16 protein-coding genes are annotated in these 21,156 nt (G+C 57.2%); 10 read left to right on the top strand and 6 right to left on the bottom strand.

The genetic code is table 11. The annotated features are described in order from the left end of the window. Positions 1-21: 21 nt before the first annotated feature. From PIB16_RS13650 to PIB16_RS13630, 5 genes are all read right to left on the bottom strand, one after another. Complete coding sequence (locus PIB16_RS13650) at positions 22-597, bottom strand: invasion associated locus B family protein (RefSeq protein WP_078052567.1); 576 nt, start codon at positions 595-597, stop codon at positions 22-24. Further along, the gene (locus PIB16_RS13645; protein WP_271045763.1) at positions 597-4,532 is read right to left on the bottom strand and encodes an autotransporter domain-containing protein; all 3,936 of its coding nucleotides are present in this window, start codon (positions 4,530-4,532) and stop codon (positions 597-599) included. Before PIB16_RS13645 ends, PIB16_RS13650 begins: the two co-directional genes overlap by 1 nt. Positions 4,533-4,768: 236 nt before the next feature. After that, the gene (locus tag PIB16_RS13640) at positions 4,769-5,293 is read right to left on the bottom strand and encodes a flavin reductase family protein (RefSeq protein WP_003519878.1); all 525 of its coding nucleotides are present in this window, start codon (positions 5,291-5,293) and stop codon (positions 4,769-4,771) included. Next, a complete protein-coding gene (locus PIB16_RS13635; protein ID WP_065655621.1) occupies positions 5,293-6,186 on the bottom strand; it encodes an aldo/keto reductase in 894 nt (297 codons plus the stop codon). The genes PIB16_RS13640 and PIB16_RS13635 overlap by 1 nt, the downstream gene beginning before the upstream one ends. Continuing rightward, positions 6,186-7,343, bottom strand: a complete 1,158-nt coding sequence (locus tag PIB16_RS13630) for an LLM class flavin-dependent oxidoreductase (protein WP_271045762.1) — start codon at positions 7,341-7,343, stop codon at positions 6,186-6,188. The genes PIB16_RS13635 and PIB16_RS13630 overlap by 1 nt, the downstream gene beginning before the upstream one ends. 100 nt (positions 7,344-7,443) lie before the next feature. Here PIB16_RS13630 and PIB16_RS13625 point away from each other — a divergent pair, with 100 nt between their 5' ends. The 6 genes from PIB16_RS13625 to PIB16_RS13600 all read left to right on the top strand — a co-directional run bounded on the left by PIB16_RS13625 (position 7,444) and on the right by PIB16_RS13600 (position 14,814). Continuing rightward, positions 7,444-8,148, top strand: a complete 705-nt coding sequence (locus tag PIB16_RS13625) for a GntR family transcriptional regulator (protein ID WP_065655620.1) — start codon at positions 7,444-7,446, stop codon at positions 8,146-8,148. Positions 8,149-8,483: 335 nt separating this feature from the next. Beyond that, a complete protein-coding gene (locus PIB16_RS13620; RefSeq protein ID WP_271045761.1) occupies positions 8,484-9,560 on the top strand; it encodes an ABC transporter ATP-binding protein in 1,077 nt (358 codons plus the stop codon). A gap of 52 nt (positions 9,561-9,612) precedes the next feature. Then, a complete protein-coding gene (locus tag PIB16_RS13615; RefSeq protein ID WP_271045760.1) occupies positions 9,613-10,863 on the top strand; it encodes an ABC transporter substrate-binding protein in 1,251 nt (416 codons plus the stop codon). Between the two features lie 173 nt (positions 10,864-11,036). Continuing rightward, positions 11,037-11,948: a carbohydrate ABC transporter permease gene (locus PIB16_RS13610; protein ID WP_271045759.1), complete on the top strand. Its 912-nt coding sequence runs from the start codon at positions 11,037-11,039 to the stop codon at positions 11,946-11,948. A gap of 4 nt (positions 11,949-11,952) precedes the next feature. Beyond that, positions 11,953-12,807, top strand: a complete 855-nt coding sequence (locus tag PIB16_RS13605; protein ID WP_003519886.1) for a carbohydrate ABC transporter permease — start codon at positions 11,953-11,955, stop codon at positions 12,805-12,807. Positions 12,808-12,819: 12 nt separating this feature from the next. Further along, positions 12,820-14,814 (top strand): alpha-glucosidase, encoded by a 1,995-nt coding sequence (locus tag PIB16_RS13600; RefSeq protein ID WP_271045758.1) that lies wholly within the window; start codon positions 12,820-12,822, stop codon positions 14,812-14,814. Between the two features lie 25 nt (positions 14,815-14,839). On the opposite strand, the gene PIB16_RS13595 is transcribed toward PIB16_RS13600, so the two are convergent. Then, entirely contained in the window at positions 14,840-16,129 is a 1,290-nt protein-coding gene (locus tag PIB16_RS13595; RefSeq protein WP_078052559.1) for a pilus assembly protein TadG-related protein, read from the bottom strand. A gap of 689 nt (positions 16,130-16,818) precedes the next feature. Here PIB16_RS13595 and PIB16_RS13590 point away from each other — a divergent pair. From PIB16_RS13590 to PIB16_RS13575, 4 genes are all read left to right on the top strand, one after another. Continuing rightward, positions 16,819-18,480: an RNA-directed DNA polymerase gene (locus PIB16_RS13590; RefSeq protein ID WP_111794132.1), complete on the top strand. Its 1,662-nt coding sequence runs from the start codon at positions 16,819-16,821 to the stop codon at positions 18,478-18,480. Then, positions 18,473-20,062 (top strand): DNA polymerase, encoded by a 1,590-nt coding sequence (locus PIB16_RS13585; RefSeq protein ID WP_271045757.1) that lies wholly within the window; start codon positions 18,473-18,475, stop codon positions 20,060-20,062. Before PIB16_RS13590 ends, PIB16_RS13585 begins: the two co-directional genes overlap by 8 nt. A gap of 203 nt (positions 20,063-20,265) precedes the next feature. Next, positions 20,266-20,793, top strand: coding sequence for a hypothetical protein (locus PIB16_RS13580; RefSeq protein ID WP_271045756.1), 528 nt, complete (start codon positions 20,266-20,268; stop codon positions 20,791-20,793). A gap of 11 nt (positions 20,794-20,804) precedes the next feature. Continuing rightward, positions 20,805-21,137 (top strand): zinc ribbon domain-containing protein, encoded by a 333-nt coding sequence (locus PIB16_RS13575; RefSeq protein WP_271045755.1) that lies wholly within the window; start codon positions 20,805-20,807, stop codon positions 21,135-21,137. The last annotated feature ends 19 nt before the right edge of the window (positions 21,138-21,156 follow it).

Genomic DNA, 21,156 nt, shown 5'->3' with positions numbered 1-21,156 from the left:
TCCACTTTCACTGGAAACGCTCTAACGCAGATTTCCGAGGCGCTTCAGCGCCTCGGAAAAACCCGCCGCCTGCAACTGGAACGACACCGTGCGGCCCTGCAGATCGGGGGCTTCGATCGTTAATGTCTTTCCCGCCTCAAGCGCCGAGACAAGCTCGACAAAGGGCGTGAAGGACACGATGCAGCCGACGGGCAGGCAGGTGCTAACCTGCACTTCCTGCAGCCGCACAGTTCCGGATTTCACCGAAAACAACTTTGTGACGGCAAGGCCGAAAGGCATGACGATGGTGCCGGACAATTTGTCAGGCATTTTCGGATCATCAATCCGGAATTCGACCGAGACGACAAGCTTGCGGGTTTTCTCCTCAAGCTGGACCTGGGCTATGGCGCAGGCCGGCTTTTCCACCGCCACTGAAGCGTTCGGGTCGGCCTCGTCCTTTTTCGCTGGCGCCGCGCAGGCGAGCTGCCAGCTTCCATAAACCTCGTGCATGAGCCCAGCAACCTTCGCTGCCTCCTGCGCAAGCGCACTCGCTGCAACATTGGCGGAAAGGAAGGCAGCGAGGGCTGTCTTCCCAACCAAGTTTTGACAACGCCTCATCAAAAACGGACTCCCAGTTCGGCAGAGGCGGATTGATCCAGCATGCCTGCTCCGAAAACAGCGCCATAACGGAATGTCAAAGTGGCGGCGGGATTGAGGTCGTAGCGCAGTCCCAGATTGATCAACGCCGCATCCTGCGCCATCGCCGCACTTGTAACAGAAAAGCCTTGGCCACCCGTGTAGAACAAGGTGTTCTCAACCGCCGGATCGCCATAGGCATGACGCCAGCCGATATCGAACATCGCCTGCCCAGCCATACCCTCAAATGCGATATCACGGCTGAAACGCGCACCAAGCGTTGAATAAAGCTGGTCATGGCTGGCAGAGCCGGAAGAAACGGCGGCCATGCCGCCCTTCTCGCCGAAGGCATCCGTCTTCGTATTCACATAACTGATATTGGCGTAGGGTTCGAACTGGACGAGATCAAAATCGAAACGCCAGGCTGCCTCGGCAAAGACTTGCGTGGTGGAGGCGTCATAGCCAGCGGCCAGATTTTCCTGCAATGTCGAAAACGACACCGCCCGGCGGGTTTCGACGTCCTGAAATGCGTGAATAGCTCCAAAGCGCAGCGAGGCCGGGCCAATTGCCGCGCCCGCATAGGCAGCCGCATAAAAGCTGTCCACATCTGCTGACGCCAAAAAAGACTTCTGGCTGATGACATCACGGCCATAACCGGCAGCAACACCGGTGCGCCAACCGTCGCCCCAATCACCATCGAGACCAAAAAAGACGCCGCCACCCTTCATACTGACCGACGAGCCGTTGCCATCGCCATCGATATGTCCGCGCGACCCGAAACCATTTGACCAGAAAGTGAGGGAGCCTTCATCGATATTCATCGGATCCGATGCCCCCGCCCTTTCGACAGCAGGCAGGATCGGACGCGCATCAATACCCTTGAACGCGCTGCGCAACCGGTTGAGAATGACATCACGGGTCAACTGACTGCGATTTATCAATGCCATGGCAAGTGAAGGATGCAGTTCACCGGCAAGCTGTGAGAAGGCTGATTGGGTTTCGTCTGACTGGAGAAACACCGCCGTCTGATAAAGCGGTGAGGCATCCCCGCTCGCCTCAACAGCCCTCGCGGCGCTGCGTGCGTTTTCCGTCAAAGTCGCCGCGGCAAGAAGCCCGGGTTCGGGCGATACACGGTTGAAAGAGAGATAGGCTTTGCTGTTATCGGCGCTTTTTGTGACGCCGACGATCAGGTAGGCGAAATTTTCGTCCACGCTGGAAAATGCGCCGCTAATGCCGCCGGTTGCCGTCAGGATCGCATATGGGGTGCCGAGACTATAGGCCGAAGGGCTCGACAGCGGTGTGACGACGAGACTGACATTGTTACCGATGGTAATAGCGCCATTGATATCAAGCCTGTCGGAACTGCCTGATGCGTCGATTTCGACGGCATAGGCCGAACCGCTGGCGAATGTCACATCGCCCGTGGAGGTGAGCGTGCCGATGGAATTGCCAGGCGAAAGCGTGCCGCCGGAAGCAACGGTCAGGCCGCCGATGGTGCCGGAACCGCCAAGCACCGCACCGCTGCCGACGGTCACCATGCTTGCGAGTGAGCCGTTGACGCTTAGCTTGCCCGAGGAAACCTCGGTTACGCCCGAATAGGTGCTGTTTCCGGTCAGGACGATATTGCCATCTCCCGTTTTTTTAAGGGTGCCGGTGCCGCTGATGCTATTGAATAGCGTGCCCGCGCCATCGATAACGAGCTGCGCATCATTGGCAATGCCGCCGGAGCCGAAACTTCCCGCCGTGCCCCTCAGCGTACCACTCGAAATTGTGGTGCCGCCGGAATAGCTGTTATTGCCCGAAAGTGTTGTGACGCCGGCCTCTGCCACCACCCTGCCCGTCCCCGAAATATCGGCGGTTAGAAGATAGCCGGTCTCGGAATGATTAAAGACGATGCTGCCATTGCCGGCGCCAAAGCTTATGGTCCGCGCATCGACAGCACCGGCCGAACGCGCCGTCTGACCCGCCGCCGCCCCGATGTTCAAAACCCCCGTGGAACCCGCCGACATGGCGATGATGATGGTGGGCGTGGCGATGGATGCCCCGCCTGTCACCTCCAGCGCCCCGGTTCCGGAACCGCCGATGACCATACCCCCGGCCACCGTGGCCCGTGATCCGACGCCGGTTACCAGAACAGTGCCGTCCGCTCCGGTTTTACTGGCAACATAAAGGTTATGTGCATCGAGTGACGCGTCATTCGTCACCGTCAGGCTGCCGGAACCGCCAAAGCCGACATAAATCGCGCCGGAACCGGTCGCAGCGGAATCGGCTGTAACGGTCGAGCCCGTGCCGGTGACGGTCAGCGCGCCGGAGGAGCCGTCGATATTGCCAAGCACGATATTCGCCGCCCGGATATCGCCGCCAGCACTGACCGTGGCGTTTCCGGTTGCTCCTTTGTCATAGCCGACGAAAAACTCTCCGGTCATCGTCCAGCGGGATCCGTCGCCGGCCACGGCGACGGTCGAATTGGAACCATTTCGCTCCCCAACATATCCATCGTCGCTAAAAACCGCACCTCCAGCCTCGATCGCCGCCGAGCCGTTGCCCGAATGACCGACGGCTAAATCGCTTTTGCTCCGCAAGATGCTTCCATCACCAGCGATGCGGATTGAGCCGGTCGCGCCGGCATTTTCGCCGAGAACGACATATCCGGCATCGACACGGCCACCGGCGGTGACAACCAGGGAGCCCGCGCCGTTCTCGCCTACCACCATGTCATCCTTCACGGACCACAGGGAACGCGCACCATCGACGACGGCCGCACCGGTTGCCCCGGCAGCGGCATCGAGACGCGCTCTGGCGCTGTCTACGGAACCGCCCGCCGTAATGTTAAGCGTTCCGTTGCCAATCTCCAGATCGTCGGTCGACCAGCTGGACCTATCCCCGGTCACCGTTGCCGAACTGGCCGATTGGAAGCCGACAACGGCGTCGCCGCTTTTGACCTTTCCGGCGGCCTCAACCAGAAGCGTCCCCGCTCCGCCATCGCCGATCTTCAGCCCCCCATCGCTTTGCAATAACGAACCACGACCGCTGACCTTCACTCCACTTCCGCCCGCCGAATCCAGACTGGCGATGACAGTCGTCCGATTGATAACAGTACCGCCGCCCGAAATCGTCAGAGTGCCGACACCGGCTTCGCCGATCACCATCTCGTCCGATGTCACCCAGCGGCTGTCGGCGCCGGAGACAATAGCGACGCCATGGGAGCCCACATCGTCGCCGATGACGCTGTTCACGCTTTTCAGCGTGCTGCCTGCCAAAACCTTGAGGCTGCCTGTGAGGCCGGTTGCAAGCGAAGTCCCGCTGCCGTAACCGACAATAATAGTATTGGAACTGGAGAGGCTGGATGAATTATCAAGCGTGAGGGAGCCGTTTCCTGTCCCGAATCCGCCTATGTGGATGTCGCCCGACGCCGCCCTTGTACCATTCGACAGAACAAGAGTTCCCGTGCCGTTACCACCGATGGAAAGAAGATTGCTGTTACTCCAGGTCGCGCTGGAAAAAGTTGCCGTACCGGAGACCCCATCCGTTAGACCAAGGTAGAACGATTTCGTATCCAGTGAACCACGGACCACAAGCGTACCGTTGCCACCGGCGCCGAGGCCGACCGACAATCCGCCAATGCTTCCGCTGTTGCCGATCGTTATCGCCGGCCCCAAACTATCGACGATGGCGTCATCGTCCGCATTCGGCACGCGCTGCGTTGGCCCCCAATTCGTGGCGGTGAACCAGTCACCTCCATCAGGCCCCGTCCAGCGCAGCGTTTCCGCCACGGCGACATGTGCCGGGACCATTGAAAGCAACAGGACAAGAAGACCCTTTGCGTCGAGAATGACGACTTTGCGTCGTGGCTCCTGACCTGTCCCCGCTATCGGACGGCTTTCGCCTTCCAGGACATGGCAGAAACAAGCGGACATTCACTCTCCCTTACCCGCACAGACGGCGGCCTTCGATCCGACGAATCACCGTTCGCGCGTAAAGGTAAACTAGGCCGGTTTGGAAGATATTTTCCAGTATGAAGAGCGTAAAATGTCGTTTTTACTGACTGAATAAATATAAACGGAGCGCGATGGCGCGCTCCGTGAAATATTTCAGAAGGCGGGCGGAGTAACATTGTCTCGCCGGAAGCCGGAAGGCAAACCAGCAGCGTCTGTTACTGCCGCGAAAACCTTCCAAAGGCTCCGCCCGAAAAGCACAGCGGGTCCCCGTCGCGATGGGCGGCGCGCAGCACCTCGCCGACGATGATGGTGTGGTCGCCCGCATCGTGGGACGCTGCCTGCCGGCATTCGAAACGGGCGAGCGTGCCGGGAATGACGGGAACGCCCTCGTCATTCATTTCCCAGTCGAGATCGTCGAAAGCGCGGCCATTGCGGGTGAAGCGGGCGCTCAGCACATCCTGATCGGCGCTCAGCACGTGGATGGCGAAATGGGTTGCACCGCTGAAGGCCTGATAACGCGACGAGCTTTTCGCCGGCGACCACAGCACCAGCGGCGGATCGAGCGACACGGACGCAAAGCTGTTGACCGTCATGCCGATCGGCCCTTCCGGCGTCGTGGCGGTCACCACCGTCACACCTGTCGTGAAAGCGCCGAGCGCATTGCGGAAGCTGCGGCTGTTTTCGCCGCCGGGAACGAATACATGCTCATTGGGCATTTTGATCGCCTCTGCCACTGTCATCACGGCACCTCTTTTCCAATCGCAAGGGTGTAGAGTTCGAACCAGGTCTGGCGGTCCATCGTCACGTTGAGCGCATCGGCCGCCGTTCTGATACGCTCGATATTGTTGGTGCCGAGCACAGGCACGATTTTGGCCGGATGCCGCAAAAGCCAGGCGATCGCCACTGCCGTGGCATCCACGCCCTGCTCCTTGCCGATGCGCTGCAAGGCGGCCATGGTGCCGCCATGAGCACCGGAGAACAGCGAGCCGCCGCCAAGCGGCGACCATGCCATTGGAGAAACGCGCTTTTCCTGCAGGAAGGCCAGATCGCCATTGGTGAAGCAATCCGTGGCAAGAAGGCTCATTTCGATCTGGTTGGTCACGAGCCGGTTACTCATCGCCGATTGCAGCAGGGAGAAATCCCACGGGCGGAAGTTGGAGACGCCGACGGCCTTGACCTTGCCGGATGCCACCAGCGCATCGAGCGCCTTGCCGGTTTCTTCCGCATCGATCAAAGGATCGGGACGATGAATGAGCAGCAGATCAACGTGATCCGTACCCATGTCGCGAAGCGACGCCTCGACCGAGGCGTTGATGTGGCCGGCCGTCGTGTCGTAATGTTTGACACGGGCGGCGGCGTGACGGCCTGCGGGTGCAACGATGCCGCATTTGGTGACGATTTCTATTCTGTCACGCAGCCCCGGAGCGGCTTTCAGGCCGGCACCCAGAATGGCTTCCGCCGTGTATCCGCCGTAAATATCGGCCTGATCCATGGTCGTGATGCCCTGCGCGAGGCAAGCCTCGATCTTGGCCTGCACGTGGGCGGGCGAGGTATCGGCATCGTCGCCTATGCGCCACATGCCGTAGACGATGCGGCTGAGTTCGAGTTTGTCGGAAAGAGCGATGCGTTCCATCAGTGGCGTTCCCCTTTGCCGAGCGGCGTGGCCGGCGTTTCAGAAGGCACCCGGCCATAGGCATGCGGCAGGGAGCAGGTTTTCATCTGCGGCAGAACCTTGGTGCCGAAGTGCTCCGCCTCATCGAGATGCGGATAACCGGAAAGGATGAAGGCGCGAATGCCCATCTTCTGGTATTCTTCCAGCGCCGAAAGCACCTTGTCGGTGGAACCGACCAGCGCCGCACCGCAGCCCGAACGCGCCCGGCCGATGCCGGTCCACAGATTGGGTTCGACATAACCGAACTTGTCGGCGAGTTCGCGGGCACGCGCCTGATGCGATACGCCGAGCGAGCCGCTGTCATGCGCGCGGTTGCGGATCAGTTGCCCATATTCGTCATCGAGCTTCGAGACAAGATGCTCGGCATATTCGCGGGCTTCCTGTTCGGTATCGCGCACCACCATATGGACACGCAGGCCGTAATCCAGCGTGCGGCCATGGGCGGCGGCGCGTTCATTTGCGGCACGCATGCGGTCTGCAAGCTGGTCCTTCGTTTCCGGCCACATCAGATAGACGTCGCATTGCGCGCCGCAGAGTTCGAGCGCATCCGGCGAATAGCCACCGAAATAAAGGAGCGGTCCGCCATTCTGCTGGTAGGGTCTTGCCGGCTCGGTGGAGACGCCGTTGAACTGGTAGATTTCCCCGTCATGGTCGATGGTGTCGCGCGTCCAGGCCTGGCGCAGAATCTCAACGACCTCATGGCTGCGCTTGTAGCGAAACGCGCTATCGGCCACTTCGCCAGGGAAATCCGAGCTGATGACGTTGAGCGTCAGGCGGCCCTTCAGCATGTGGTCGAGCGTCGCCACCGTGCGCGCCAGCATGATCGGCTGCATCTCGCCGCAGCGGATAGCAGCAAGAAAATTGATGCGGTCGCTGATCGGCGCACAGCCGGCGACGAAGCTCAGCGTATCCTGCCCGACCTGATAGGATGAAGGGCAGAGAATGTTGCGAAAACCGAGTTCTTCGGCCTTTTTGACGATATCGGAACAATGCTCAAAACTGGAGCGCAGGCTGCCATCCGGCACGCCAAGATAGGCGTAGTCATCGGAACACAAAGCGGAAAACCAGGAGACCTCGGCAGCATCGAGATCAGCGGATGTAACGGGTACGACGGTCATGCAATTCCTCCTCAGGGCCGCTCTCGTTTTTCTTGCATAACATCAAGAAATATGTAAATCAATGATGTATCAATTTTTGTTTCGGGGGAGGAAACGGCATATGAAACACACTGGCGGCAGCCTGCCAATGTATATGCAGATCGCGGAAATGCTGGTGCGCGAAGTGGCGGCGGGCCGGCTGATCGATGGCGAGAAGCTCGCGCCGGAGCGCGATATGGCGGCCGACCTCGGCATCGCCGTTGGCACGCTTCGCAAGTCGCTCGCCGAATTGCAGGAGCGCGGCCTGCTGGAGCGCGTGCAGGGTTCGGGCAATTACATTCGCGCCGTCAGCGATCCGCAAAGCGTCTACGCCTTCTTCCGGCTTGAACTGATCGAGGGCGGCGGCCTGCCGACGGCGGAGGTTCTGGATGTGGCCCGCCTTGCCAAGCCCGCCGACCTGCCCGCCTTCGGCACATCGACCGAAGGACACAGGATTCGCCGCCTGCGGCGCATTGCCGGCAAACCGGCGGCCATCGAAGAAATCTGGCTGGACGGTTCTTACGTCGACACCATCGCCATCGAGAACATGTCGGAATCCCTCTATCTCTATTACCGCACCCGTCTCAACCTCTGGATATCGAAGGCGGAGGATCGCATCGATCTCGGCGAAGTACCCGAATGGACACCCGAGGTCTTCGGTCAGAAATCAGGCGCGCTGGTGCCGCGGGTGTTGCGCCTGAGCCAAGCGCAGGACGGTGCGGTGGCCGAAGTTTCATGGACCTGGTTCGATCATACCGTTGCCCGATACGTTTCTCGCATACGTTGAGACTGCACAAAATTCGCGTGATCCAGGTGAATGGAGAAATTTGACGGGAGGCAAGCAAGCAGCGGCCTGTCCTGCGGGCAGTTTTGCGACTATATTTCTTTAAATCAATGACTTAATAGTTTTTGATTTCTGTCAGAAATAAAATTGATACACTATTGATTTCCTTTTTTTGAAAGGTAATATCACGTCCTCAGGGAGACAGGCGTTTCGCCATCCCACGATATCGCCAGACAATCGGGATCGATTTTCGACGATGCGATGCGTGGAACTTGAAGGTTGATACCGGCAATGGCGTCCATCCGAATTCTGGACGCGCCGGTCGTGAGGAGGAAAATATGGCTTCGGTCAGCCTGCGCAAGCTGGACAAAAGTTACGGTGCGCTTCGCATCGTCAAGGGCATAGACCTTGAAATCAACGATGGCGAATTCGTCGTGTTCGTCGGCCCTTCCGGCTGCGGCAAATCGACGACGCTGCGCATGGTCGCCGGGCTTGAAAGCATTACCGGCGGCGAAGTGAAGATCGGCGGCCGTGTCGTCAACCGGCTGCCGCCGCGCGAGCGTGACATCGCCATGGTCTTTCAGGACTATGCGCTTTATCCGCACAAGACGGTGCGCGAAAACATGGGTTTCAGCCTGAAGGTGCGTGGTGTCAGCGCCTCCCAGGCCAATGCCAGCATCGATGAAGCGGCGAAGATGCTCGGCATCGAGCACCTCCTCGACCGTCGGCCCGGCCAGCTTTCCGGCGGCCAGCGCCAGCGCGTGGCCATGGGCCGCGCCATCGTGCGCCGCCCGCAGGTGTTTCTGTTCGACGAGCCGCTTTCCAACCTCGACGCCAAGCTGCGCGGACAGGTGCGCACGGAAATCAAACGGCTGCACCAGCAGCTCGGCACAACGATCATCTACGTTACCCATGACCAGGTGGAGGCCATGACGCTGGCCGACCGTATCGTCATCCTGCGCGGCGGCGATATCGAGCAGGTCGGCACGCCGGACGAGGTCTATAACCGTCCGGAAAGCGTCTTCGTCGGCGGCTTCGTCGGCGCGCCGGCGATGAATTTCGCCCGCGCAAAGGTGAGCGGCGACCGGCTGATATTTTCCGACGGCAATTCCCTGCCGATGGCAGCCATCCGGCCATCTCGCGAAACGGGTCTCGAAGGGCGCGAAGTCATCGTCGGCATTCGCCCGGAACATTTCGGCCCCGTCGAGGGCTTCGACACGCAGCTTGCGGTCAAGGTGCAGGTGGTGGAGCCGCTCGGCTCGGACACGCTCGTCCATTTCAGCCTTGGCGATGCGGCGCTGACCGCACGCATGCCACCGCATCTGCGGCCTGCGCCGAATGAGGAACTGAAGATCGGCGTCGATCCGTCCAAGGTCCATCTTTTCGACGCCGCGACGGAACGCTCGATCCACTGATCGCCGGGCGAGGAAACGCTGCGGCCAACAGGTTTAATAATGGGAGGAACACATGACATTTAAAACCATCAAGGGCAAAGCCCTCATGGGTGCCGCGCTCTGCGCAACCATGCTCGCCTTTTCGGGACAGGCCTTTGCCGATGCCGAACTGAAGATCTTCGTTTCCAGCCAGCATCAGCCCGATGTGTGGCGGAAGGCGCTCGATCAATATGAGGCCAAGACGCCCGGCGTGAAGGTGGTCATCGAGACCGGCGGCAACACCTCGGAAATGCAGGCGCAATATCTCAACACCGTGATGTCGGCCAAGGATTCGAGCCTTGACGTGCTGATGCTCGACGTCATCCGCCCCGCACAATTCGCCACGGCTGGCTGGACAAGCGATTTCTCCGGCAAGGACATGTCGGCCTATCTGCCGACCTATGCCGAAGCCAACACGGTGGACGGCAAGATCGTGGCGCTGCCCGCCTTTGCCGATTCCATGTTCCTTTATTACCGCAAGGACCTGCTCGACAAATACGGCATCAAGCCGCCAACCACCTGGGACGAGCTGAAGGAAGCCTCCAAGAAGGTGATGGAGGGTGAAAAGAACCCCGAGCTTCAGGGCCTGTCCTTCCAGGGCAAGGCGATCGAAGGCGCTGTCTGCACCTTCCTCCTGCCCTATTGGAGCGAAGGCAAGTCGCTGGTTGAAAACGGCAAACTGAATTTCGACAACAAGGCGGCGGTGGATTCGCTGAAGCTCTGGAAGAGCTTCGTGGACGAAGGCATTTCCAAAAAGAACATTTCGGAAGTGGCGACCGACGACACCCGCAAGGAATTCCAGGCAGGTAAAGTGCTCTTCGCGGTCAACTGGTCCTATGCCTGGACCCATTTCCAGGGCAAGGAATCGCAGGTGAACGACAAGGTTGGCGTCGCCCGCCTGCCGGCCGTCAAGGGCGGCGAGCAGACGACCTGCCTCGGCGGCTGGGAATTCGGCGTTTCCGCCTATTCCAAGCAGCAGGAGGAAGCCAAGAAGCTGGTGGAATATCTTTCCGGTCAGGATGTTTCGAAGTTCATGGCCATCAACGCTGCGCTTCTGCCGACCTATGCCGCACTATACAAGGATGCTGAGGTAACCAAGGCGATCCCGTGGTTCGCGGATGCCCTGCCCGTCGTCGAGACCGCCAAGGCCCGCCCCGTGACGCCGCGTTACAACGAGGTCAGCGAAACCATCCGCACCACCGTCAACGGCGTGCTTGCCGGCGTTATGACGCCGGAGGATGGCGCAAAGCAGATGGAAAGCCGTCTGCGGCGCGTTCTGCGCTAAGCTATGGGCCGGAAAGCGGCATGCCTGCCATGCCCTTTCCGGCCGCTTCGACTGACAGGAATAAAGCCGCCTGAAGGGCGCGATAAACGGGCCGGGTAGAACCCGTCCGCTCGGGAGACGACGACGTGAATCCAGTTGCGGGAGTGGCAGACGTGACAATGCCGGAAAGAAACATGGTTCGGGTGGACGAGAAACCGCAGCCGCGCTGGACGCGGTGGCTCGATCTCGGCGACCGGCCGCTGGCCGTGCTTCTCTTGGCGCCGGCGGCGATCCTGCTGTCGCTCATCATCGTCTATCCGGTGGCGCGGCTCGTCTACACCTCGTTTTTCAGCCTTTCGCTGACGTCGGGCCTGCCGGCGGAATTCATCGGCTTTGAAAACTACACGGCGATGTTCGACGACCCGATCTTCTGGGAAACGACCTGGAACACGGTGCTGATCACGCTGATCACCGTGCCCGGCGCGCTTATCATGGGCCTTGGCCTCGCACTGCTCGCCAACCTGCCTTTTTCCATGCAATGGCCGATGCGGCTTTCGCTGCTGATCCCGTGGGCGCTGCCGCTGTCCTTTGCCGGCCTCATCTTCGCATGGTTTTTCCATTACGAATATGGCGTGGTCAATGATGTTCTCAACCGTTTCGGCTTCGAAGGGATCATCTGGTTCAATTCGCCGAAGTGGGCCTTTGCGGCGATCTGCCTGACGATCATCTGGAAGACATCCTCCTTCATGGCGCTGATGATCCTTGCCGGCCTGCAGACCATTCCGCGTTCGCTCTACGAGGCGGCTGATGTGGATGGCGCCGGCAAAATCCGGCAGTTCTTCGAAATCACCCTGCCACTTCTCAAGCCCTCGATTGTCGTCGCGCTCATCTTCCGCACCATCACAGCGCTGCAGACCTTTGATATTCCTTACATGATGACCGGCGGCGGCCCCGGCACATCCACCACGACCCTTGCCATGTATATTCACCAGAACACCGTTTCCTTCCTCGATCTGGGTTACGGTTCGGCGCTGGCGGTCATGATGTTTGCGCTTTCCATGTGCGTCACCGCCATTTATCTCCGCATTATCAGGACGAAGGACTGATCCCATGAGCACCGTTGCGAATTCCGGTCTGTCATCCTTCTTTTCCGGCAAGCCGCTGCGCTTCATCGCGGCCTCCATTCTTCTGGTCAACGGCCTGTTTCCAGCGATCTGGATCCTTTTCACCTCGCTGAAGACCGAGGCGGAACTGACGGTCAAGCCGATCACCTGGTTTCCGCATGCGCCGACGCTGGCCAATTACATGCAGGCCTTTTCCGATCAGCCGCTGCATCTCTTCCTGTTCAACAGCTTCATGGTGGCGCTGCTTTCCACCGCCCTCACCATCCTGATTTCGGTGCTGGCGGCTTACGCGCTGGCGCGGCTGAACCTCAAATATCGCGCGTTGATCCTCTCGCTCATCATCGCCGTCTCCACGTTCCCCCTCGTCACGCTGCTGGTGCCGCTGTTCGAAATCATGCGTGCCTTGAACCTGCTCAACAGCTGGACGGCGCTGATCCTGCCCTACACGGTGCTTTCGCTGCCGGTCTGCACGCTGATGCTGGTCTCCTTCTTCGAGAGCATCCCGCGCGATCTCGAAAACGCCGCCATGATCGATGGCTGCACTCGCATTGGCGCGCTGTTCAAGGTCGTCGTGCCGCTCTGCGCGCCGGGCGTTTTCACCGCCGGCATCCTTGCCTTCGTGAATGCCTGGGATGAGTTCCTGCTGGCGCTTTCCTTCAATTCCAATCCGGCGCTCCGCACGCTTCCTGTCGGCATCCAGCTTTATCAGGGTGAATTCGCCTTCCCGTGGCCGGTCATCTCGGCGGCGCTGGTGGTAGGTATCGTGCCGGTCGCCATCCTGATCGTCATCTTTCAGGAACGGGTTGTCTCCGGCCTCACCGCCGGCGGTCTCAAGGGCTAAACAGGTACAGTCATGCATTTCGAAAAGACCAAAGACGGCTTTGCGCTCACCATCGGGAATCGCACCATACTTTCCCATTCATCCGAAAACCCGGCCTTCTTCGCCGGTTTCGGCAAGGAGAGGATGGATATGTATCGCGGCAATTTCGATATCGAGGACTACCTTATCGAACGAACCGCCCTGCGCCACGCCGAGGTCAGCGGCGAGAGCATCACGCTCTCATCCGCGCCGGGACAGGCACCGCGCCTTCGCCTGACGCTCGATGGCAGCGCGATGCGGCTAACGGCGCTGGATGACACCATCAACCGCCTCTGGCTGCGCGTCGTTGCGGAAACGGATGAGCACGTCTGGGGCGGCGGCGAGCAGATATCCTATTTCGACATGCGCGGTCGCCGCTTTCCGCTCTGGACCTCCGAGCCGGGGGTCGGCCGCGACAAGACCACCGAGATCACCTTCAAGTCCGATGTCAGCGGCAAGGCGGGCGGTGATTATTACAACACCAACTACCCGCAGCCGACTTACCTGTCGTCGCGCAGATACGCCCTCCATGTGGAAACAAGCGCCTATTCGGTCTTCGATTTCCGCAACGGCGATTTCCACGAGATCGAAATCTGGGCCATCCCCGAAAAGATCGAATTCGTCGCCGGCGATCATTTCACCGATATCGTTTCCGCCCTGTCGCTGCGGTTCGGACGCCAGCCGGAACTGCCGGAGTGGGTCTATAACGGTGCGATCATCGGGTTAAAGGACGGCGTCAACTCCTTTGCTCGACTGGAGAAAATCCGCGCGGCCGGAACGAAGGTGTCCGGCCTCTGGTGCGAAGACTGGGTGGGTCTTCGCCAGACATCCTTCGGCGCGCGCCTGTTCTGGGACTGGCAGGCGAATGATACGCGTTATCCGCATCTGCGCCAGAAGATCGCCGAGCTTGCCGATCAGGGCATCCGCTTTCTGGGTTATGTGAACCCCTATCTCTGCGTCGATGGCCCGCTGTTCCCGGTGGCTGAAAAAGCCGGCTATTTCGCCACCGACGCCGAGGGCAAGACAGCGCTGGTGGATTTCGGCGAGTTCGATTGCGGCGTGGTCGATTTCACCAATCCGGCCGCTGCCGACTGGTTTGCCGAGGAAATCATCGGCAAGAACATGCTCGATTTCGGCCTCTCCGGCTGGATGGCCGATTTCGGCGAATATCTGCCGATCGACATTACCCTTTCCAACGGCGTCGACGCCAAGCTGATGCACAATGCCTGGCCAACGCTCTGGGCCGAGGTCAACGCCAAGGCCGTCGAAAGTCGCGGCAAGACCGGCGAAGCGCTGTTCTTCATGCGCGCCGGCTTCACCGGTGTGCAGGCCCATTGCCCGCTCATCTGGGGCGGCGACCAGTCTGTCGACTTCTCCCGTCACGACGGTCTGGTCACCGTCATCTGCGGGGCGCTCTCCTCCGGCCTCATGGGCAATGCCTATCACCATTCCGATATTGGCGGTTACACCAGCCTGTTCGGCAATGTCAGAACGGCAGAACTCATCATGCGCTGGACGGAAATGGCCGCCTTCACGCCGGTCATGCGTACCCATGAGGGCAACCGGCCGCGCGACAATCTCCAGATCGATCAGGATGAGGCGGTTCTTGCCCATTTCGCCCGCATGACATCCATCTATGTCGCGCTGGCCCCCTATCTGAAATCGCTCTCGGCGGAAGCGGCCAGGACGGGCCTGCCGGTGCAGCGTCCGCTCTTTCTTCACTACGAGAATGACCGGCGGACCTATACCATTCAGGACTGCTATCTGTTCGGGGCGGACATGCTTGTCGCACCCGTCTGGAAAGCGGGCGAAACGCAATGCTCGCTCTATCTTCCGGGCGACGGTGAATGGGTGCACCTGTGGAGCGGCGCGCATTATCCCGGCGGACAGGACGTCACCGTCGAAGCGCCGCTCGGCGAGCCTGCGGTGTTTTATCGTGCAGATAGCAGCCATCGGCCGCTGTTTGAACAACTCCGCACCATCGGCTGAAAGATAGCCGAGATCGTCCCTGCCATCACCCCGTCAGGCGGGGTGATGTGATGGCCTTTTTGAAAAGGGCGGTCATCGCCTCGCTGATGCCCTGCGACGGGCTGACTTCGAAGAACAGGCCCGGCGAAGCGCATTGCTGCATGCGTGCACCGATTTCCGGCTGAAATGGCGCGATCCAGCTATTGTACCAGCCATTGGTCGGCAGCGGCAGATAGGTGGTATAAAGCACGGCTATGCGGAAGCCTTTTTCCTTCAGCTTCGTGCAATATTTGATATCGATCGGTTCCTGACAGCGGCCGCTGGTCGTTTTTTTGGTACAGGAGGATGGCTTGTAGCTGTCGCCGACGCCGTCCGAAACGAAGAAGACGATCTTTTCCGGGCTCGCCGAACTCGCACCGGTGCCCGAAGAGCCGATCCTGTCTCCAATCTGGGTCAGTGCCCGGTCAAAATCGGTCTGCTGGTCGTTGTTGAAACCCTGCTTGGGGATCGACATCAGGTCGACTTCCGCGGCTTTCTTCTTCGCGGTCGCCAGATCCGAGGTCAAGGGAACGACTTCGAGCAGCTTCGTATCTTCCGCTTTCTCTCCGAAGGAGTAAACCGCCATACGATATTGATTGCTGCTTTTGCGCATGGACTTCGCCGTATCCATCAGGCTTGCCGTGGCCTGCGCCACCACATTGATGCGCGTTGTGACCCCGAGGCTTTTGGCTTTGTAGTAATAGCTGTTCTTATCCACCACCCCGTCTTTCACGATGTGACAGGCGAAAGCGCATTTGTCGCTCGTATTCGCAACCATCTTAGCAACGTCGGTTGGCGTCGCGCCGACACCCATCGAGGGGGTGTTATCCAGAAGGACATAGAAGTCGCTGAATGTTTCCGTCTCGTATTTTGCCGTCGCCTTGCCCGAAATGGTGATGAGATCCTCTCCGAGTATCCGTGAAAGCGTGGTGCCGACGGATGCCTTGAAGCTGACCGAGGATTCGATCGCGTTACCGTGTTTGATAACCGACACATCAAGAGACAGGAGCTTATAGTCGGGATTGGCCCGCTCGTTGCTTTCAAAGAATGCGGAGGCTTCGCTGCTGCCAAGCGAAATGACACCGTCACCCGACATTTCCTTTGCCTTCTGAACGCTCGCCGACGTATCGGCAACCACAGCAAGCGCCGCGGCATCCGCCGCCATCTGCAGGTCCGATTTGACGGCCATGCCATGCGTCACATCGAGTGCCACGCCGGCGGCCCCAATCAGGGGCACCATCAACAGGGCGCTGAGAATGCCGAAATTTCCCGATTTATCCTGCCAGATGTTCTTCAAATTCGCCCCCGGAACTTTTCCCCGGAGCGAAAGTTAGCCGAACAATATTGAAAGGCAGTTTCAAGAGATAACTAATTTTCGATAAATCTAATTTCCTTAATAACTAATACGCTAGTGGGAGATGCGCACCAGCGCAGGCCCGTTCAGGCATTCACGATCACGCCTGACGACGGATCGGCGGCGGGACGTTGACATTTATGAAACTTGACCTACAAAACAAACTCTTCCGAGGGGAGCACCGAACGGTGCTGAGATGGCGATGAGCCGGACCCTTGAACCTGATCCGGGTGACGATCGCTACTGTTTTAATTGATTTTTCAGCGTTTTTATAGAACAGCTTATTAGCAATTTCATTAGCAATTCGCCGCTAATTGAAGCAATGCTGCACCGGATTTAAACTTGCATTCCCTAAGGTGTTCACAAGGTCCCGATGCCGAGTTTCTCTGTGCGTAAATGGATCTTTTTTGTCACGGTGATATTCGTCGTTGGAAACACGGCTTCCGCTCAACCTCGTGCCCGACGTCAAGTTTTGTAGCAACTTGCGTAGCATGTGAGGGTCTTTCAAAAACGTGCCCACACGAGAGACTGGAGCCGCCGTCTGTATACGTCGATACAGGGTGGACAATTTTCAGACCACTCTCCTCAAATCAACTTTTGCGTGTTAGCCTCGGTGGTAATTGGGGGCTTCGATGGCGATTCAGCTTGGTAGCATTTCTTTTGATGAGACAGTCGTAATTAAACAGCTGAAAACCGATTTCAGGGACGATTGGTTTCCTGATCCCATCGGATATAACGATTTCATTTCAGGGGGTCTGCTGCCGAATATAATTTTGGAAAATTTCCAAAAGAACCACGGTACATATAGTCCCGCGCAGGCGCTATTGCTCAATGTCCCAAAGAGCAATTTTACGCTTAGATATGCCTTGGAAACAAGTTTTACCGATCGCGCAATCTATCATTCCTTGGCAATGCATCTCCTTCCATTTTACGATCGAACGATATCCCAATGGGTTTTCAGCCATAGAGCGAATGGAAGTGCAGCTGGTGATCGAAGCGACTCAAAGTACGTGTTTAGAAACGGAATACAGGCGTGGAATGACTTTCTTGGCTGCGTTCAGTCGGCAATCAAGCCCGGAACTGTCCTTCTTTCTACCGATCTTGCAAATTACTTCGAGAACATCAACCTCAAGAAGTTAAAAGAAATTATGTTGGAGTCGGTTCCGTCATTGGATGCCGACGCCGGGCAAAAATCGCAGCTTCGCCAATATATCGAACAGTTATTTAGTTGTCTGTCATCTTGGTCGTTTAATATAGAAAGGGGACTACCGCAGAACCGTGACGCGTCGTCATTTCTCGCAAATGTTTATATGCGATCCGTTGATCAAGTTATGCTGGAAAAAGGATATACCTATTTTCGGTACATGGACGACATAAAGATCGTTTGTCCATCTGAGGGTGCCGCCAAGCTCGCCTTGAAAGAACTAATCTTGGCACTGCGTCCACTTGGACAGTTCGTGAACGGCGGAAAGACAAACATCGTCGCCGCAGAAGATGAATGCCGCATACGTGATTGCTTGGATTTGCCGAGCATTGAAATGAAGCGGATAGATTCAGCATGGGCGAGCAAGGCTCTCAACCCCATTTCGCGTTCATTTGTTCCACTCAAGAAGCTGGCGACTGAAACACTCACAGCTGGAAAATTCCATAGTCGAGAATTTCGCTTCTGCATAAATCGCCTTGAAACGCTGGCGCGATGCAGCGAGTTTAAGGTTCCGGGGGCTTACTTCAACGACCTCACACCACTTGTTATAAGTGGCTTAGATGCTGCCCCCGTAGCTACGGACCAGATTTGCAGATATCTCAGAGCGATTGAGCTGAATGTTGGCGACTTCACCGCGATCGTGGAGCATTTGATCGATGACTCGAAGGGAATCTATAATTGGAAGAATTACCGCCTTTGGGTTCTGATGACACAGAAGGAATTTCGTTCGGACGCTCTATTGGAGAGAGCCAGAATCATCATTTCGGAGCACAGTGATAATCCAACCCGGGCTGGAGCAACCCTATATCTGGGCGCGTTTGGGACCGTCGAAGATCGTGAACTAATAGCGACTAAATTCCATCAGCTAAAAAGCTTTTTGGGGCAGCGAAATGCTATCATCGCGGTTCAGGAACTTCATTTTCGTCCGGCAAACGGCAAGGAAGTAGGCATCAATACCCACGTTAGCGCTTATCTTAGGGATGATCTAAAAGGAGCATACCGTGCGTTAAATCGAGGCGGTGTTTACGCGGAAAAACTTGAGCCGGTTTCGATCACTAGATATATCGAACAAGAGCGCGACTATGACTGAATTTCTGGTTTATTTTCCCGACCCTTATGGTGTTGGTGGCTCAAAATATGCCATCGCAAGTCCTACAGACATCGTCCCCGTCGCTGCCCAGAATATATCGGAAGCAATTGATGTTGCAATAACTTACGATGCGATGACGCTCGTTGACGACTTGCGGAGAAGTGGCGGTTCGCTTCCACGCGTCTTGATAGACATGGGCGAAGCGATACGACTTGTATGCGGGCTCGCGAAATCGGATGGCGGAGAGCAACGGTGGAGTTTCTGGAAACGGGCAAAATCACACTTCGGTTCACCTAGTGATTGGAGGCGGGCTCAAGCTCTTCATGAAGGACGAGAACTTCATCCGCCGGAAGACGATTTGATAGCGACGTTTGGATTGGTCGCGAACGCCGTTACCTCGCTGTGGAGAGAAGTCGAAGAACTGCTTATCACTCACGGTGAAGTTGCGCGCTTCTACGAGGTTGAAGTCCCTGTCGCACAGATTTTTTATCACCGCCAATTCAAGGGTTTGCCGATCGACAAAGCTCGCATATCCGCCGCATTGGAAGAGGCCTCGGTTGCCAAGTACGAGGCGTACAGAGAGGTCGCGACAACTCTCCAAATCAGCGCCACAGGATTAACCTACTGGAATATTGGACAACATCTGCCGAAAACCGATGTTCCTGCAATTGATGAGCAAATCGAGGGCTATGCCCTCCGCGATCAGCTGAAACTCGCTGTTCACACGTCGACATTCGCCAAATCCTTCACCGAATATCAGGCAGCGAGCAGAGACGTCGCGGTCCTTACGAGGCTCTCGGACGCAGACGAGCGTGTTCACCCGGTATTTCATCCATTCGGCACCATCAGCGGAAGAATCTTGGTATCAGATCCCTACCTCCAAGAAATGAGACGACGTTTTAGGTCAGTCATCGCTTCAGAAGACGGGCACAGTCTTGTATACTTCGACTATTCGCAGTTCGAACCGGGAATAATGGCATCTCTGTCTGAAGATGTTGATCTGATCCGACTCTACAATACAGGTGATGTTTACAGCGCGCTTAGCACGAGCCTATTTGGTTCGGGAGTTTCACGAGACCTCGCAAAGAAGGTTTTTTTGGCGTTTAGCTACGGAATGTCTGCCTCCGGTATCTCATCCTTGGTGGCAGGAAAGAACGCTGATGAAACAAGCCGATTAAAGATCGAGCGGGCAGTCAATGCGTTTTTTGAGCAGTTTCGTGGCGTGAGAAAATTCAAAGCTGACGCGGAGACAAATTTATCCCGAAACGGCTATGTGAAGAGCGTTCTTGGTAATCACCGTAGGCGTGCTCAAAGAGGAGCATTAAGTCATAAAGAAAAAAGATGGGCACTGAGCCATGCAGTCCAATCAACGGCATCTCTCATATTTAAAAAATCATTGATAGAAATTGATAAAGAATTTGGAATAGACTCGATGTTGCTTCCGATGCACGACGCAATACTCATGCAGTTGGGAAATAACCAAATCGAAGAAGCTTCCGATAGGGTTTCGCAGATAATGGAAGCCGCTTTTGTTGAAATCTGCCCGCAATTGAAAGTTCGCGTAACCAACGGACAATTTTAACGGATACCTGCGACGGTGATCGGGTTGGAAGCTGGCGCGGGATTCACGGCGGTGAATTCAGCCGGTAAGGTAGCCGTATCTACCACGATCTACCCACGGAACGATTTCAAATCAAATTGAGCGGCTAAAACGTGAAGCTCCGCTGCCGGGTCAAACCCAATTACCTTAGCGATAGCTATGTACTCAACGACGTCTAGGCGGCGTTGAAAGGTGCAGTCGCGGGCAACAGTCCTGCTCCTGCGTCAGCCGTAAAATCCACCGTCGCGCCTTTACCAGAACAGCAGGCAACTTTCATCGAGGCAATCAGCGATTACAAAACCCGTTTTGACGCTGCCGGAAATGAGCTTCAGCAACGTGTTCTGCGAGACGAACGTCGTATGGCGATCTTGAAAGCAGTGGGTGGGCAGCTTCGCGCCGATGGATGGTCAGGTACGCTTCGCAAGCTGGAAACCAACGGCGACGGCAATGCGGTCGTCGTCGTTCGCGTCGCACCAAACATCGATCTGGCGACATGGAACAACGCGATGTCCGACGTCCTGCATTCGACCCTGATCGAAAAGGGAACTCCGCTTTACGCTGCCCTCGTAAACATGTCGGTTGGCGACAAGGTGAAGGTTTCCGGGAACTTCATCCGCGCTGAAGCGGATGGCTTGTTCGAGCAGAGCATTACCATTCGCGGCGCAATGACCGCTCCAGAATTCCTTTTCAAATTTACTGACATTTCCAAATAGGAGAATTGACCATGGCGCTTATTAGCTGCCCCGAATGCAATAACAACGTCAGCGACGCGGCATTCAAATGCCCATCTTGCGGTACACAGCTTCGCAAGCCAAAGCGCGGTTTCTTTGGGAAACTGTTCAAATGGTCCTTCATCGGATTTAACGCCCTAATGCTGTTATGGGCTATTACAGGCTTCAATGCCGCCACGAAGGATATGGCGTCACTTACAGGTGCGGAACAAGCCGGAGCGGCAATCGGAACCGGTATCGGTATGGCGATGGTGCTGACAGTGTGGGTATTAGGCGCAATCGTCCTTGGAATGTTCGTACTCTTCACCAGACCGAAGGTCGTCTAATCTAATGAGATCACGGATG

Source organism: Agrobacterium sp. ST15.13.015, from assembly GCF_027871645.1.
GTDB lineage: Bacteria > Pseudomonadota > Alphaproteobacteria > Rhizobiales > Rhizobiaceae > Agrobacterium > Agrobacterium leguminum.
The sequence above is the reverse complement of the archived record's forward strand: the minus strand, read 5'-3'. Positions and strand labels throughout refer to the sequence as shown.

Bases quoted from the DNA above. Each gene is read 5' to 3' on its own strand.
- PIB16_RS13610 (WP_271045759.1), top strand. From the start codon at position 11,037: ATGGTTCGGGTGGACGAGAAACCGCAGCCGCGCTGGACGCGGTGGCTC.
- PIB16_RS13650 (WP_078052567.1), bottom strand. From the start codon at position 597: ATGAGGCGTTGTCAAAACTTGGTTGGGAAGACAGCCCTCGCTGCCTTC.
- PIB16_RS13625 (WP_065655620.1), top strand. From the start codon at position 7,444: ATGAAACACACTGGCGGCAGCCTGCCAATGTATATGCAGATCGCGGAA.
- PIB16_RS13630 (WP_271045762.1), bottom strand. From the start codon at position 7,343: ATGACCGTCGTACCCGTTACATCCGCTGATCTCGATGCTGCCGAGGTC.
- PIB16_RS13585 (WP_271045757.1), top strand. From the start codon at position 18,473: ATGACTGAATTTCTGGTTTATTTTCCCGACCCTTATGGTGTTGGTGGC.
- PIB16_RS13635 (WP_065655621.1), bottom strand. From the start codon at position 6,186: ATGGAACGCATCGCTCTTTCCGACAAACTCGAACTCAGCCGCATCGTC.
- PIB16_RS13575 (WP_271045755.1), top strand. From the start codon at position 20,805: ATGGCGCTTATTAGCTGCCCCGAATGCAATAACAACGTCAGCGACGCG.
- PIB16_RS13645 (WP_271045763.1), bottom strand. From the start codon at position 4,532: ATGTCCGCTTGTTTCTGCCATGTCCTGGAAGGCGAAAGCCGTCCGATA.
- PIB16_RS13620 (WP_271045761.1), top strand. From the start codon at position 8,484: ATGGCTTCGGTCAGCCTGCGCAAGCTGGACAAAAGTTACGGTGCGCTT.
- PIB16_RS13640 (WP_003519878.1), bottom strand. From the start codon at position 5,293: ATGACAGTGGCAGAGGCGATCAAAATGCCCAATGAGCATGTATTCGTT.
- PIB16_RS13605 (WP_003519886.1), top strand. From the start codon at position 11,953: ATGAGCACCGTTGCGAATTCCGGTCTGTCATCCTTCTTTTCCGGCAAG.
- PIB16_RS13590 (WP_111794132.1), top strand. From the start codon at position 16,819: ATGGCGATTCAGCTTGGTAGCATTTCTTTTGATGAGACAGTCGTAATT.
- PIB16_RS13600 (WP_271045758.1), top strand. From the start codon at position 12,820: ATGCATTTCGAAAAGACCAAAGACGGCTTTGCGCTCACCATCGGGAAT.
- PIB16_RS13615 (WP_271045760.1), top strand. From the start codon at position 9,613: ATGACATTTAAAACCATCAAGGGCAAAGCCCTCATGGGTGCCGCGCTC.